Here is a 15,520-nt window from a genome sequence, read left to right as displayed (position 1 = left end):
ATGTACTTTTCTGCTTGGCGGGGCGCCCTGACATGAACCGGTCCGATCCCACTCCGCTGCCCTCCCCCAAGGAGCGCCGCAGACTCCGCGAGGCGCAGTCGCTGAGCCAGGCTCAGGTCGCGGCGCAGGTGGGCGTCAGCCGGGAGACGGTGCGCTCCTGGGAGACGGGGCGCACCGACCCGCGCGGACGCGAGCGCGAGGTGTACGCGCGGCTGCTGACGAGCGCCGGGCCCGACACCACGGCGACGCCCGCACCCGCCCCCGAACCCGTGTCCGCGTCCGCGTCCGCGACCGCGTCGGTGACCGATCCGGTGCCGGAGCGGGAACGCGTCGGCGCCCTGGTCGGCGCGGGCGCCGCCCCCGTAACGGCGGAGGTCGAGGCGGACACCTCGGCCGCCGCACCTGAAGACGGCGAGCACGGGGACGACGAGCAGGGGGAAGACCTCCCCGACGACGCCCCGCTCACCGCCCTTCCCTCCCCCGAAGGGTTGACGCCCGACCAGGCGTTCGACGCGCTGTACGCGTTCACGGCGCCCGCCCTCGTACGGCAGACGTATCTGCTGACCGGGCGGCGGACGCTGGCGCAGGAGGCCGTGGAGCGGGCGTTCCACATGGCCTGGCAGCGGTGGCCCGAGGTCGCGGTGGACCGGGATCCGGCCGGGTGGGTACGGGCGGCGGCGTACGAGTACGCGATGTCGCCCTGGCACCGCTTCCGCCCGGGTTTCCGCCAGAAGGAGGCACCGCCCGCGCTGCCCGGGGACCGCGCCCTGCTCGACGCGCTGCTCAGCCTGCCGCCCGCGTACCGCCGCACGCTGCTGCTCTACGACGGTGTCGGGCTCGGCCTGCCGGAGACCGCCGCCGAGACGGAGGCCAGCACTCCGGCGGCGGCGAACCGGCTGCTGCACGCCCGCGAGGCGGTCTCCGGACGGCTGCCCTCGCTCGCCGATCCGGCCGCGCTGCACCGCGGACTCGAACAGCTCGCGCGCGGCGAGAAGCTTCAGGCGCCGCAGGTGGCGCTGGTCCGCAGCGGCTGCGAGCGGCGTACGAAGTTCTGGACGCGGTCCGCCATCGCGTTCACAGTGCTGATCCTGGGCGCGACGGCCCTGACCCTGCGGTCCGCGCCCGACCACTACGACCCGCCGCAGGCCCCCGGCGAGACGGTGCGCGGGGTGCCGCCGCGGATGGGTCCCGGGCCGCTGTCCGCCCAGGCCAAAACGCTCCGCGGCAAGCTGATGACCAGCGAGGGAAGGGGCCCGGAGCGGATTCGCCCCGAGCCGCGGTGATCCGTAACCGGTGATCCGTACGCGGTGATGTGCGGCCGGGAACGCCGGTGGGCCCGCACCCCTCGGGGTACGGGCCCACCGGCACCGCCTTGTGTACTACGTGTCGCCTCGCGTGCTACTTGAGGAGTTCCCGGGCGAGCTGCGCGGTCTCGGTCGGCGTCTTGCCGACCTTCACACCGGCGGCCTCCAGGGCCTCCTTCTTCGCCTGCGCCGTACCGGACGAGCCCGACACGATGGCACCGGCGTGGCCCATGGTCTTGCCCTCGGGCGCGGTGAAGCCCGCCACATAGCCGACGACCGGCTTGGTGACGTTGGCCTTGATGAAGTCGGCGGCCCGCTCCTCGGCGTCGCCGCCGATCTCACCGATCATCACGATCAGGTCGGTGTCGGGGTCGTCCTGGAACGCGGCGAGCGCGTCGATGTGCGTCGTCCCGATGACCGGGTCGCCACCGATGCCGACGGCCGACGAGAAGCCGATGTCCCGCAGCTCGTACATCATCTGGTACGTCAGCGTGCCGGACTTCGAGACCAGGCCGATACGGCCCGGCTTCGTGATGTCGCCCGGGATGATGCCGGCGTTGGACTGGCCCGGCGTGATGAGGCCGGGGCAGTTGGGGCCGATGATGCGGGTCTTGTTGCCCTTCGACTTCGCGTACGCCCAGAAGGCGGCGGAGTCGTGGACGGCGATGCCCTCGGTGATGACGACGGCGAGGGGGATCTCGGCGTCGATCGCCTCGACGACGGCGGACTTGGCGAAGGCCGGCGGCACGAAGAGGACGGACACATTGGCGCCGGTCTTCTCGATCGCCTCGGCGACCGTCCCGAAGACGGGTACCTCGGTGCCGTCGAAGTCGACGGTCGTGCCCGCCTTGCGGGGGTTCACGCCGCCGACGATGTTGGTGCCGTCACCGAGCATGAGCTTGGTGTGCTTCATGCCCGTGGCACCGGTCATGCCCTGGACGATGACCTTGCTGTCCTTGGTGAGGAAGATAGCCATGGCTGTGGAGTCCCTCGTCCTTTACTTGGCCGCGGCCAGCTCGGCGGCCTTGTCGGCCGCGCCGTCCATGGTGTCCACGCGCTGCACGAGCGGGTGGTTGGCGTCGGAAAGGATCTTGCGACCCAGCTCCGCGTTGTTGCCGTCGAGACGCACGACGAGCGGCTTGGTGACCGCCTCGCCCTTGTCCTGGAGCAGCTGGAGGGCCTGGACGATGCCGTTGGCGACCTCGTCACAGGCGGTGATGCCACCGAAGACGTTGACGAACACGGACTTGACGTCCGGGTCGCCGAGGATGATCTCCAGGCCGTTGGCCATGACCTGCGCCGACGCGCCGCCGCCGATGTCGAGGAAGTTGGCGGGCTTGACCCCGCCGTGGCCCTCACCGGCGTACGCGACGACGTCCAGGGTGCTCATGACGAGCCCGGCGCCGTTGCCGATGATGCCGACCTCGCCGTCGAGCTTCACGTAGTTGAGGTTCTTCGCCTTGGCCGCCGCCTCCAGCGGGTCGGCCGCGGCCTTGTCCTCCAGCGCCGCGTGCTCCGGCTGGCGGAAGTCGGCGTTCTCGTCGAGGGAGACCTTGCCGTCGAGGGCGATGACCCGGCCGTCGGCGACCTTGGCCAGCGGGTTCACCTCGATGAGCAGGGCGTCCTCGGCGATAAAGGTGGCCCACAGGGTCACGAGGATCTCGGCCACCTGCTCGGCGACCTCGGCCGGGAACTTCGCCTGGGCGACGATCGCGCGGGCCTTCTCGATGTCGACGCCCTGGTTGGCGTCGACCGGGACCTTCGCGAGGGCCTCGGGGGTGTTCTCCGCGACCTCCTCGATGTCCATGCCGCCCTGCACGGACGCCATGGCCAGGAAGGTCCGGTTGGTCCGGTCGAGGAGGTACGAGACGTAGTACTCCTCGGCGATCTCGGGGGCGGTCTCGGCGATCATCACCTTGTGGACCGTGTGGCCCTTGATGTCCATCCCGAGGATGTCGGTCGCGCGGGCGACGGCCTCGTCCGGGGTGGCGGCCAGCTTGACGCCGCCCGCCTTGCCCCGGCCGCCGACCTTCACCTGCGCCTTGACGACCGACTTGCCGCCCAGTCGCTCGGTGGCCTCGCGCGCCGCCTCAGGCGTGTCGATGACTTCACCGGCCAGCACCGGTACACCGTGCTTGGCGAAGAGGTCCCTCGCCTGGTACTCGAACAGGTCCACGCGCGTCCGTCCCTATCGTGATCTCGCGGTTCGTTGTCTGCGTGGGCGTGCCGCGATCGGCAACGTGACTCCGCTGTCACAAGGGAGGCGTACACGGTCACCGGGCACGCGGCATGTCCGCCTCGCAGGTTATCGCCGCCGGACCGACGACCCTAAATCGCGGGTGACCCGAGAGCGGTGATAACAGTCACAAACCCCTGCCGGGGGCTGACCGGAGGCTTGACCGGGGCCTGACAGAGGGGTCTGACGGGCGGATCGGGCAACCACCCCTGGCCGGGGACCGGACCAGCGCACCGGGCGCCCCCGGACGAGCCCTGGCGGAGCTGTTCTCAGTGCTGGGGGTCCGGTATCGGGAGCGGGCGGCGTTCTATTGCTGCTGCCATCACCTCCGGGAACAGGTCCGGGGTGCAGGCGAAGGCCGGGGCGTCTAGGGCCGCCAGGGATGCCGCGTGCTCGCGGTCGTAGGCCGGGGCGCCCTCGTCCGAGAGGGCGAGCAGGGCGACGAACTGCACCCCGGACGCCTTCATCGCCGCCACCCGCTTCAGCATCTCGTCCCGTATCCCCCCTTCGTACAGGTCCGAGATCAGCACGACGACCGTGTCCGCGGGGCGGGTGATCTGGGACTGGCAGTACGCGAGGGCGCGGTTGATGTCCGTGCCGCCGCCGAGCTGGGTGCCGAAGAGGACGTCGACCGGGTCGTCCAGCTGGTCGGTCAGGTCGACCACGGCCGTGTCGAACACGACGAGCCGGGTCGCGATCGACCGCATCGACGCCAGGACCGCCCCGAACACCGACGCGTACACGACCGACGCCGCCATCGAACCCGACTGGTCGATGCAGAGGATCACGTCCTTCTTCACCGACTGGGACGCCCGGCCGTACCCGATCAGCCGCTCGGGGACGACCGTGCGGTGCTCGGCGATGTAGTTCTTCAGGTTGGCCGCGATGGTGCGGTTCCAGTCGATGTCGCGGTGGCGCGGCCGGCTGATCCGGGCGCTGCGGTCCAGGGCGCCGGTCAGCGTGGCGCGGGTCCGGGTCGCGAGCCGCTTCTCCAGGTCGTCGACCACCTTGCGGACGACGGCCCGCGCGGTCTCCTTGGTGGTCTCCGGCATCGCCTTGTTGAGCGAGAGAAGGGTGCCGACCAGGTGTACGTCCGCCTCGACGGCCTCCAGCATCTCCGGCTCCAGGAGCAGCGCGGACAGCCCGAGCCGGTCGATCGCGTCCCGCTGCATGATCTGCACCACGGAGGACGGGAAGTACGTACGGATGTCACCGAGCCAGCGGGCCACCGACGGCGCCGAAGCGCCGAGCCCCGCCGACCGGTCGCGGCCCCGCCCGCCCCGGTCGCCCTTCCCGTACAGCGCGCTCAGCGCCCCGTCCATGGCGCCGTCCTGCCCCTGGAGCCCGTACCCCGTGCCGTCCGCCTCGCCACCGCCGAGGACCAGCCGCCACCTCCGGACCCGCTCGTCCGCCGCCTGCTCGTCCACACCGTCACGCGTACTCATGCGATCCCTCCTCCAGACCCAGCAGCGCCACCAGTACCGGCAGCACGGCGTCCGCCCTCGGCACGTCCAGGTGCGGGGCGAAACCGGGCGGCGCGGTGGAACCGGTCGGCGTCGCGCGGGCGGCGGTCGCGGCCGGGCCCCGGCTGATCAGCTCGCCCAGAGTGCGGCGTACGCCCGTCTCGTACGCCGAGAAGGTGCGCCGCAGCAGCGGCAGTACATCCGTGAAGGCGTCCGCCGGGACCGCGCTGAGCCAGCCGTCTACCAGCGCGAGCAGCCGCTCGTCGTGCACCAAGAGCATCCCGCCGCCCGATCCGCCGCCCACGAACCCCTCGATCCACGCCGCCGCTTCGGCCGGTGGCGTCCCGGGCGACAGCGCGAGCCCCATGAGCCGCGCCGCCTCCTCCTCGCTCAACTCGCCGTCGTCGAGGAGCAGTCGCGCGCTCCGCCCCTGGATCACCCCGGGCACGGTGTCCCGCGCGGCCAGCACCCGCAGCACCCGGTGCCAGCGGCCCCGTATCCCCGCATCGACCCCCGATCCCGACCCCGTACCCTCCTCCCGCGCCGCCAGCGACTCGGCGAGCAGGCCCACCGCGCCGTGCACCGCGTCGACATGGCCCCGCAGCTCCGCCGCCGCGTCCGCGTCGAGCTGTGCGCACGCGGGCGGCAACCCCACGAAGACGCGCTCCGCGAGGCCCGCCGCGACCCCGGTCAGCGCCCGCGTGTCCGTACCCCGCACATCCCCGTACCGCAGCGAGCGGACCAGGGCCGGGAGCGCCTGCGCGAGGTGGCCGACGTCGGTGTCCAGGGCCGCGCGGTCCGCGAGGATCCGCATCACCACCGGGAGGGCGTCCGGGAGTTCGGCGAGAAGGCACCGCTCGGCGAGCCCCGTCACCTCGGCGAGCGCCCGCGCCCCGACCGCGTCCGCCTCGGCCTTCGCGGTCGCCGCCGACAGCACCGTGGTGCCCCACACCCCGGCCTCGGCGACCCGCACGGACAGCTCCGGCTCCCACCGCATCCGCCAGGTCTCGCGGAACGTACCCGTACTCCCCCGGGCCGAGCGGGCCGGCTCGCCCCAGTCGACACCGAGCAGCCGCAGCCGGTGCAGCAGCCTGCCGCGCGCGGCATCCGTGTCCTTGCGCAGATCCAGCTCTACCTCCCGCTCCAGGGCCTCCGGCTTGAACCGCAGCGTCCGCTGAAGCCGCGTCAGATCCCGCTGCAAGGGCACCGCGGGCGCCGACTCCGGGACTTCCCCGAGTACGTCACCGACGACCAGCCGGTCCCGTACGAGTGCGAGCGGTACGTCCGATCCGTCGCACATCACCGCCCGTACGGCATCGGTCGTCTCGGTGAGGCCGGGCAGCGGGCGCCCGCGCATCGCGGCCAGCGAACCGGCGAGCCGGACCGCCTCGATGACATGCGCCGACGACACGATCCGGTCCTCCTCGCGGAAGAGCCCGGCGACCTTCGTCATCCACCGCTCCACGGGGCGGTCCATGGCGTGGAACAGATGCCCGTACCACCCCGGGGACTCGATGCCCGCGCCGTACCCACTCGCGCGGGACAGGCGGCGGTGGGTCCACGGCACCCAGGTCATCTCGGCCTTGGCCTTGGGCAGGCCCTTGAGGAGGGCCCGGTCGGCGGTCACGGTGGTCCTGCGGCGCAGCGCGGGCACGTGCCAGGCACCGCAGACCACGGCGACGTCGTCCCCGAACTCCTTTTGCGCGGCGCGCAGTTGGAGCCGCATGTGCGCCTCGCGTACGAGATCGCGGTCGTGTCCCCCGTCGCCGTACGTCTCGCGGAGCGCCTCCATCGCCTCGCCCAGCGCGTCGAACGGCGCGAACACGTCGCCCGCCGTGGCCCGGTGCTCGATCACGTCCTCCCACCAGCGCTCCGGATCGTCGTACCCGGCGGTCTCCGCCAGGACGGCCAGCGGGTCGATCCGCAGCCTCAGCGACGCCTCCTGGTCGGGCTCCTCACCCTCGGAACCCTCCGACTCGGCATCAGGGAGGGCGGCTTCGCGCTGCCAGGCCAGGGTGTGCGCCGCCGGGATGTCGATGAACCGCGCCGGTACGCCCTGCCGCAGCGCCCACCGGATCGCCACCCACTCCGGCGAGAACGCGGCGAACGGCCAGAACGCGGACCGGCCCGGCTCGTCCACGACATGGGCGAGCAGTGCGACGGGAGGCCGCAGCTCGGGATCGGCGGCCAACGGGATCAGTGCGTCCGCCTCCGGCGGGCCCTCGATCAGGACCACGCGGGGCGCGGCGGCGTCCAGCGCGGCGGCCACCGCCCGCGCCGAGCCGGGACCGTGGTGCCGGACGCCGAGCAGCAGCGGCCCCCGGCGCGCAGTGTCCTGTGATGTCACGCGCTCACCTCCCGGCACGCGCGGTAGAAGTCCTTCCAGCCGTCGCGCTCACGGACGACGGCCTCCAGATACTCCTGCCAGACGACCCGGTCGGCCGCCGGGTCCCGGACGACCGCGCCGAGGATGCCGGCGGCGACATCGGCGGGCCGCAGCACGCCGTCGCCGAAGTGCGCCGACAGCGCCAGGCCGCTGGTGACGACCGAGATCGCCTCGGCCGTGGACAGGGTGCCGCTCGGGGACTTGACCTTCGTCCGGCCGTCGGTCGTGACGCCGTCGCGCAGCTCCCGGAAGACCGTGACGACGCGGCGGATCTCCTCGATGCCCTCGGGCGCGGACGGCAGGTCCAGGGAGCGGCCGATCTGGTCGACGCGGCGGGACACGATCTCCACCTCGGCGTCCGCGCTCTCGGGGAGTGGCAGCACCACCGTGTTGAAGCGGCGGCGCAGGGCGCTCGACAGGTCGTTCACCCCCCGGTCCCGGTCGTTGGCCGTGGCGATCAGGTTGAATCCGCGGACGGCCTGGGTCTCCGCGCCCAACTCCGGGATGGGCAGGATCTTCTCGGACAGGATCGTGATCAGGCTGTCCTGTACGTCCGCCGGGATACGGGTCAGCTCCTCGACGCGGGCCGTCATCCCCTCGGCCATCGCCCGCATGACGGGGCTCGGCACCAGGGCGGCCCGGCTCGGGCCGTTCGCCAGCAGCTCCGCGTAGTTCCAGCCGTACCGTATGGCCTCCTCCGAGGTGCCCGCCGTGCCCTGCACGAGCAGCGTCGAGTCGCCGCTGACCGCCGCCGCGAGATGTTCGGACACCCAGGTCTTCGCGGTGCCGGGCACGCCGAGCAGCAGCAGCGCCCGGTCGGTCGCGAGGGTGGTGACGGCGACCTCGACGATGCGGCGCGGACCCACGTACTTCGGGGAGATCACCGTGCCGTCCGGCAGGGTGCCGCCCAGGAGATAGGTGGCCACCGCCCAGGGTGAGAGGCGCCAGCGGGCCGGCCTCGGGCGGTCGTCCTGGGCAGCCAGCGCGGCGAGTTCACCGGCGAACGCGTCCTCGGCGTGCGGCCTCAGCGCCTCCGCCTCCGCTGCCGCTTCCTGTACAGGGCTCGTGGTCGGTGCGACGGACGCCGGGTCGACGGACGTCGTGGCGGCGGGCGTCGGGTCGATGGACGCCGGGTCGACGGACGTCGGATCGATGGACACGGACATGAGGCTTCCCCCTCCAGCTGAGCCGGTTCTGATCTGGTGTCCACCGTGCACCACGCCACTGACAATCCGGCCTGACCTGCGAAGACGTCGGCGCCGGGGCCGATTGTCAGTGGGGGGATCTACCTTCGGAACATGACTCAGCAGGGGGTGCGCTGGACGGCGGATCAGGTGCTGGCACTGGCTCCTGACCCCTCGTCACGCAAGGCGGGAAGCAGGCTCGGCGGTGCCGGGCCGTGGTCGGACGCGGGCTGTTCGGGAGAGGGGGCGGTGTGGGGCCTGTGCAAGGGAAGCGGAAGCAGGCCGTATCAGACGGTGGTGGACATCGCGGATGTCACGGGCCCGGCGTACAAGTGCAGTTGTCCCAGCCGGAAGTTCCCGTGCAAACACGCGCTCGGGCTGCTGCTGCTCTGGGCGGGCGGGGACGGCGCGGTGCCGGAAGGGCCGGCTCCGGACTGGGCCGACGAGTGGGTGACGGGGCGCAGGAAGCGGAGCGAGGAGAAGAAGACTCCGGCCGCGGCACCTGCGGCGGGCGCCGATCCGGAGGCGGCGCGGCGCCGGGCCGAGAAGCGGGCCGAGCGGGTCACCGCGGGGGCGACGGAGCTGGAGCAGCGGCTCACGGACCTGCTGCGGGGCGGCCTGGCCACGGCGGAGCGGGCGGGGTACGGGCTGTGGGAGGAGACGGCGGCCCGCATGGTGGACGCCCAGGCGCCCGGACTGGCCGCGCGGGTACGGGAGTTGGGGGCGATACCGGGGTCGGGGCCCGGCTGGCCGATGCGGCTGCTTGAGGAGTGCGCGCTGCTCCACCTCCTCGACGAGGGCTGGTTGCGGCGGGACGCGCTGCCGGGCGGCCTGGCGGCGGCGGTCCGCTCCCGGATCGGCCTGCCCGCCTCGGCCGACGGACCTCCACTGCGGGACCGTTGGCTGGTTCTCGCCCAGTACGACACGGCGGACGGCCATCTGACGACCCGTCGTATATGGCTGTACGGAGTGGAGTCGGGTCGGACGGCGCTGCTGCTGTCGTTCGGTGCGGCGGGCCGGGCGCCCGCGCTGGCGCTGCCGGTGGGGGTCGCGCTGGACGCCGAGCTGGCCGCGTACCCCGGCACCGGGCAGCTGCGGGCCGATCTGCGGGAGCAGTTCGCGGCGCCGGAGCCGTCGGCGGCGCGCCCGCCCGGGACGAGTACGGAGGGGGCGGCGGCGCGGTACGGGGAAGCGCTGCGGGACGACCCGTGGCTGGACACCTGGCCGGTGACGCTGGCCCGGGTCGTGCCGACCCCGGTGGAGGACACCTGGCAGCTCGCCGAGGCGGACGGCTCGACGGCGCTGCCGCTCGCTCCGTCGGCGCTGGTCTCGCCGGGCCTGTGGCGCCTCGTGGCGCTGTCGGGCGGCGCCCCGGTGACGGTGTTCGGGGAGTGCGGCCACCGGGGGTTCAGACCGCTCACGGCGTGGGCGGACGAGGAGTCGGCGGAGGCGGTAACGCTGACCTAACGGGACCGCGGGGACAGTGGGGCGGGTGGTGCGCGTGTCGCGTATGCCGATGCGCGCCCTGGCGATGGCCGGTCCCGGGACCGGCGCCCTTGACTGACGGACATGACGACGCGCGGCAACAGACATACGAGTACGGCGAGTTCGGGGGACACGGCGAGTACGACCAGTACGACGCGCACGACGCGCACGACAGGAACGACCACTTCGGGGAACGCGGACGAACGGCGGTGGACGATGCGACGGACACGAAGGACCGGGACAGGCGACAACGGCGGCACCACGGGCGACGAGGACACCGGCTGGGGCCTGACACGGCCGGGACCACGGGGTACGCGACGGGTGGAGGCGGTATGACGGGGTCGACGGAGACGGGTACGGGGACGGAGTCCGGGACGGCGGGCGCGCCGACGACGACGGTGGGCGTGGTCGGGGAGCTGGCGGACGCCTCGTGGGACGAGCTGGTGACGGCGGCGTTGCTCGGGACCGAGCGGCGGCGGCCCGCCGTGGCCGTCGAGGGGCGGAGCGCGCCGGCGGCGCTGCTCGACGCGGCGGCCGTCCAGACCGTACGACGGAGGGCCGGGCTGCGGCCCGCCCCGGCCGCGCCACCCCTGGAGCGGGCCGCGCCGGACCGGCGGCCCGCGCTGCCGCCGGCCGCCGGGCGGCGCCTCTCCCTGCTGCTCGCCGACCGGCACGGCACGGGCAGCGGCGGCAGACGCGGGACGGCACCCGATCTGACGGAGTTGCTGCCGCAGTGGCTGACCACGGCCAACTCCCTCGGGTACGCGGCCCCGCCGGAGCTGCTGCCCGCACTGCTCGACGCGGCGCGGGGACGTACGGATCTGCGTCCGCAGGTGCTGGCGTTCGCGGGTCCGCGCGCGCTGTGGCTGGCGCGGCTGAATCCGGACTGGCGGTTCGCGCTGCGGGCGACGCCCGGCGGCGGGACGGCGCTGCCCGCGCCGGAGGAGACCGCCGAGGTCGAACGGCTGTGGCAGGAGGGGCTGTTCGCGGAGCGGATCGCGTTGCTCGGGGCGGTCCGGGCGCGGGACGCGGATGCCGCGCGGGACCTGCTGGGCTCGACCTGGCCGACGGAGCGGGCCGAGGACCGGCTGATGTTCCTGGACTCGCTGCGTACGGGCCTGGGCGCGCAGGACGAGCCGTTCCTGGAGCGGGCGCTGGCGGACCGCAGTCGGAATGTACGGGCGACGGCGGCGGAGTTGCTGTCGGCGCTGCCCGGTTCGGCGCTGGCCGGGCGGATGGCGGAGCGGGCGGCGACGTGTGTGGCGCCGGACCGTACGCGGGGGGTGCCGACGATCGTGGTGGAGGCGCCGCACGAGTGCGATGCGGCGATGGAGCGGGACGGGGTGGTGCCGAAGCCGCCGGCGGGGCGGGGTGAACGGTCGTGGTGGTTGGGACAGTTGGTGGAGGCGGCGCCACTTGGGCGGTGGTCGGAGCGGTTCGGGGGGCGGACACCGGAGGAGATGATCGCGCTGCCCGTCACGGACGGCTGGCAGGGCGAGGTGCACGCGGCGTGGTGCCGGGCGGCGGTCCGGCAGCGGGACGTGGCGTGGTCGCGGGCGCTGCTCGGGGCGCCCGCCGCGCCCGGGGCCGGGGGGCCGGGCGCGGTGTCGCTGGCGGAGCGGGCGAAGCTGCTCGCGGCGCTGCCCGGGGACGAACGGGCGGCGTGGGTCGCGGGGTTCATAGCGGCGCACGGCCTGTCGGAGGCGTTCCAGTTGCTCGGCGGCTGTGCGGTGCCCTGGACGGGGACACTCGGCGGTGCGGTGGTAGACGCGCTGAACATCGCGCGGGACGCGGGCAGTTACCCCTGGAGCTTCAGCGGGGTGATGGGCCTGGCGGAGCGCTGCCTTGATCCTGCGGAAGCCGACCGGTTGGAGTCGCTGACCGGGACGCCCGAGGAGCCGGAGGATGCGGCGCCGGGTGCCGGGGGGTACTGGGCGGAGGCGTTCCAGCGCCTCCTCACCACGCTGAGGCTACGAGCCACGATGACCCGTGAACTGACCGCCCCGTAGGGGGGCGAGAAAGAGGGTGGGCCCTGCGGGCCCGTGAGCTCCCTCGCCAGGATCGGCACCTCCGGACAGCCCGGCGGGGGCCGAGCGGCGCGCTGCGGCGGGAAAGAAGATGATGAGGCCTGCGGGTCCTTGCACCGGCCCTGCCCCGATGGACACCGCCGGACACCCCGGCCGGGGCCGAGCACCGCCGCGGCGGGAAGGAAGGTAGGCCCTGTGGGCCCGTGAGCCTCCCTCGGCAGGACCGGCACCGCCGGTCGCCCGCCGGGGGCCGAACGTCGCTGCGGCGGGAAAGAGGGTGGGCCCAGTGGGCTCCTGGGGCTGGCCCGACCCGAATTGGGCACCGCCGGACAGGCCGGTCAGGGGCGATTTCTTCCCGTCCTTCTGTGCCGTCGTCAATGCCGGACGTTCGACTCGACCCACGTCACGATCGATGCCGTTGTGGCTCCGGGGGTGAAGATTTCCGCTACGCCCTGGTCCTTGAGGGGAGCGATGTCGGCCTCGGGGATGATGCCGCCGCCGAAGACCTTGATGTCCTCGGCGTCGCGTTCCTTGAGCAGCTCCAGGACGCGGGCGAACAGGGTGTTGTGGGCGCCCGACAGGATCGACATGCCGATCGCGTCCGCGTCCTCCTGGATCGCCGTGTCCACGATCTGCTCGGGCGTCTGGTGCAGCCCGGTGTAGATGACCTCCATACCGGCGTCCCGCAGCGCCCGTGCGATCACCTTGGCCCCGCGGTCGTGCCCGTCGAGCCCCGGCTTGGCGACCACCACACGGATCGGCCCGGCTGACACACCCATCACTGCCTCCCTGTACCGGCCGCTACCGGCCTCCACCGACCCTCGGCCAAAGACCACCGACAGCTTCCGCGCCACCGCTCACCGTGACGATGCCACTGTCCGCCCGCCCGCGCCCCTCAGAGGGCGCCAGCAAGTGAACGAACGTTATCGCCGACATCCCCCAACCAGGCAGTTTCGCACCGCCGCCCAGCGGGGAAAACCACCCATAGCGCAAGGGAGCCGCGACGAGGTCGCCGCACCACCGGGCCGCCGGGCGAGCGGCAGGGTGGGGCGGTGGCGGCCGGTGACGGTTCCGGCCGCACCGACCCGGGTGCCGACCGGACCCCGCCCCCGGACCGACCCCAGCACGACTTCCATGAGGGCACGCGGGGGACAGAGACGTCCTCCGGTGTGCCGACGAGGAGGTCGGCCGCATGAAGGTCCTGAGGGTCCTGCCCGTCCTGCCCCTTCTACAGCTGTGGGAGCGCCTGCTCCCGACCCCGCTGTCCGACCTGCCGGCGCTGGCCGCCGGACGGGCCGCCGGACTCTCCGCCGCGCTGTTCAAGGCGACGGTCCTGGAGTGCGCGATCCTCGCCGGACATGTCGTCCTCTACCCCACCGGGATCACCCAGGAGCGGCACCCCACGCCCCGCCCCCGCACCCCCGACGACGACACCGCACCCGCGTCCGACGCCGACCCCACCTCCGCACCGGACGCCGTACGACTACCGACCGCGACCCCGCCACCACCCCCCGTGATGCTGCTGCACGGCTTCATCGACAACCGTTCCGTGTTCGTGCTGCTGCGGCGCGCGCTGGCGCAGGGCGGGCGGGAGCACATCGAGTCGTTGAACTACTCCCCGCTGACCGGCGACATCCGCGCCGCCGCCGAGTTGCTGGGACGGCACATCGAGGAGCTGTGCGAGCGGACGGACCGCGGCGAGGTGGACATCGTGGGGCACAGCCTCGGCGGGCTGATCGCGCGGTACTACGTGCAGCGGCTCGGTGGTGACCTGCGGGTGCGGACACTGGTCACGCTCGGTACGCCGCACTCGGGCACCCGCGTCGCCCCCTTGATGAACGCCCACCCGATCGTGCGGCAGATGCGCCCCGGTTCGGACGTGATGAAGGAGCTGGCGGAGCCCGCGCCGGACTGCCGGACCAGGTTCGTCAGCTTCTGGAGCGACCTCGACCATTGGATGGAACCGCTGGAGACGGCGTCCGTGGAGCACCCGGACCTGATCGCGGAGAACGTCCGGGTGAGCGGAATCGGCCATCTCGCCCTCCCGGTACACCCCGCGGTCGCCGCCGCGATCCGCCAGGCGCTGGACGACCCCGCAGCGGCGTCCGAAGCCGCCGGGACACGCGCGGGACGCACGAAGCGGGGGCCGGTAAAGAGTTCGAGCCATCTGACCGTCGCCTGACCTCACCCACCGGAGCCACCCACCGGAGCCCCCCGGCACCGCCCGGCGCCGCCCGACCCCGCCAACAGGTCCGGAACACAAACCTCCGGCGCCCAACATCTCTCGAACGGGTCTCGAACACACGGCCAAAGCTCTGCCCACAGTCCGCCGAAAGGCGGCCGAATGCCCGTTTCACGAGAGCACGAAACCTGCGGAAGATTGTCGCGCCCTCATACCGCCGGGTACAGTCGCCGCACTGCTCCGCCCCCCCCTGGGACCGCAACCTCAGCGGCAGCCGCCGTCAGGACCCAGACCCAGCTCCTGCTGTCGAGGCGAAAGAGAAGTTGGTGAACGACCCTCACCCGTCGGGGATCGCGACTCCCCCGGCACCCTCTCCGGACACCGCCTCCGCGCCTTACGCGCAGTACGACCACAGCACGCAGCACGGCGGTTACACGGGGTACGAGGGCTATGACGCCTACGGCACCGGCTCGTTCACCACGACGACGGCCGCGACAGCCACCGCGACGGCGCCCGGCACCTTCGAGTCGGACCCCCTCTTCGGGGACCTGCCCGGCGGCGGTACGGCGCCGAACACGGCGTACGACAGCGGACAGTGGCCCGTCGCGGAGGCTCAGTACGCGACCGGCACGCACCAGACCATGAGCACGGGTACGCACCAGACCCTGCACACCGGTACGCATCAGACCCTGAACTACGACGCGTACGCCGCCCAGCACCACGCCGCGTACGACACCGGGGTCTATGACACCACCGGCGTCTGGGATTCGGCCGGGTATCACCACCTCGGCGGCATCCCGGCGCAGGGTCAGCCGTCGGACGTCTCCGGGCAGTGGGACGCGCAGCAGTTCACGGCGGCGCCCGCCTTCGACACGCAGTCCTTCCAGACGCAGACATTCCAGGGCCAGACCTTCGAGACCACGACCTTCGAGGCGCAGACCTTCGAAGCGCAGAGTTTCGAGACGCAGACCTTCGAGACGCAGAGTTTCGACACCGGCGCCTATGACGCCACCGCGTGGAACTCCGACGGCAGTTCACCGTCGTACGAGACCCCCGCGCCCTACGAGGAACCCGCGTCCTACGAAGCCCCGGCCCCGTACGACGAGTACGAGGAACACGCCCCCTACGCCGAGGAACCCGGCGACGAACCGGACGCCGAGCACGCCTACTCGGCCGACCCCGCCGACCTCACCGACGCCGGCGACTCCACCGACCTCGCCGACCTCGCAGACCCCGTCGTCACACCGCGCCGC

General features: G+C 72.9%; 11 protein-coding genes. 5 read left to right on the top strand and 6 right to left on the bottom strand.

Annotation, left to right across the window (positions count from 1 at the left end):
• Positions 1-32: 32 nt before the first annotated feature.
• On the top strand, positions 33-1,283 hold the full coding sequence (locus ACIQNU_RS37425) for a sigma factor-like helix-turn-helix DNA-binding protein (RefSeq protein WP_401375203.1): 1,251 nt from the start codon (positions 33-35) through the stop codon (positions 1,281-1,283).
• 115 nt (positions 1,284-1,398) lie between these two features.
• Here the strand turns inward: ACIQNU_RS37425 and sucD are convergent, their stop codons facing one another.
• From sucD to ACIQNU_RS37400, 5 genes are all read right to left on the bottom strand, one after another.
• Entirely contained in the window at positions 1,399-2,280 is an 882-nt protein-coding gene (gene sucD, locus ACIQNU_RS37420; protein ID WP_401375200.1) for a succinate--CoA ligase subunit alpha, read from the bottom strand.
• 21 nt (positions 2,281-2,301) lie between these two features.
• On the bottom strand, positions 2,302-3,480 hold the full coding sequence (gene sucC, locus ACIQNU_RS37415; protein ID WP_401375197.1) for an ADP-forming succinate--CoA ligase subunit beta: 1,179 nt from the start codon (positions 3,478-3,480) through the stop codon (positions 2,302-2,304).
• A 329-nt stretch (positions 3,481-3,809) separates the two neighbouring features.
• Positions 3,810-4,985 (bottom strand): vWA domain-containing protein, encoded by a 1,176-nt coding sequence (locus ACIQNU_RS37410; RefSeq protein ID WP_401375195.1) that lies wholly within the window; start codon positions 4,983-4,985, stop codon positions 3,810-3,812.
• The gene (locus tag ACIQNU_RS37405; protein ID WP_401375192.1) at positions 4,972-7,350 is read right to left on the bottom strand and encodes a DUF5682 family protein; all 2,379 of its coding nucleotides are present in this window, start codon (positions 7,348-7,350) and stop codon (positions 4,972-4,974) included. Before ACIQNU_RS37405 ends, ACIQNU_RS37410 begins: the two co-directional genes overlap by 14 nt.
• Positions 7,347-8,555, bottom strand: coding sequence for an AAA family ATPase (locus ACIQNU_RS37400; protein WP_401375190.1), 1,209 nt, complete (start codon positions 8,553-8,555; stop codon positions 7,347-7,349). The genes ACIQNU_RS37405 and ACIQNU_RS37400 overlap by 4 nt, the downstream gene beginning before the upstream one ends.
• 132 nt (positions 8,556-8,687) lie before the next feature.
• Between ACIQNU_RS37400 and ACIQNU_RS37395 the strand changes: the two genes are divergently transcribed.
• Positions 8,688-10,040 (top strand): SWIM zinc finger family protein, encoded by a 1,353-nt coding sequence (locus ACIQNU_RS37395; protein WP_401375187.1) that lies wholly within the window; start codon positions 8,688-8,690, stop codon positions 10,038-10,040.
• Between the two features lie 350 nt (positions 10,041-10,390).
• Positions 10,391-12,067 carry a DUF5691 domain-containing protein gene (locus ACIQNU_RS37390; RefSeq protein WP_401375283.1) on the top strand — a complete coding sequence of 559 codons (1,677 nt, stop codon included), beginning with the start codon at positions 10,391-10,393 and terminating at the stop codon, positions 12,065-12,067.
• A 392-nt stretch (positions 12,068-12,459) separates the two neighbouring features.
• Here ACIQNU_RS37390 and ACIQNU_RS37385 read toward each other — a convergent pair whose 3' ends face one another.
• Positions 12,460-12,864 (bottom strand): cobalamin B12-binding domain-containing protein, encoded by a 405-nt coding sequence (locus ACIQNU_RS37385; RefSeq protein ID WP_401375185.1) that lies wholly within the window; start codon positions 12,862-12,864, stop codon positions 12,460-12,462.
• 413 nt (positions 12,865-13,277) lie between these two features.
• Between ACIQNU_RS37385 and ACIQNU_RS37380 the strand changes: the two genes are divergently transcribed.
• Together ACIQNU_RS37380 and ACIQNU_RS37375 are read left to right on the top strand one after the other, a co-directional pair.
• Positions 13,278-14,267 carry an esterase/lipase family protein gene (locus tag ACIQNU_RS37380; RefSeq protein ID WP_401375183.1) on the top strand — a complete coding sequence of 330 codons (990 nt, stop codon included), beginning with the start codon at positions 13,278-13,280 and terminating at the stop codon, positions 14,265-14,267.
• An 832-nt stretch (positions 14,268-15,099) separates the two neighbouring features.
• Positions 15,100-15,273: a pentapeptide repeat-containing protein gene (locus ACIQNU_RS37375; protein WP_401375280.1), complete on the top strand. Its 174-nt coding sequence runs from the start codon at positions 15,100-15,102 to the stop codon at positions 15,271-15,273.
• Positions 15,274-15,520 lie beyond the last annotated feature (247 nt).

The sequence above is a fragment of the Streptomyces sp. NPDC091292 genome, assembly GCF_044757265.1.
Classification (GTDB): Bacteria; Actinomycetota; Actinomycetes; order Streptomycetales; family Streptomycetaceae; genus Streptomyces.
The sequence above is the reverse complement of the archived record's forward strand: the minus strand, read 5'-3'. Positions and strand labels throughout refer to the sequence as shown.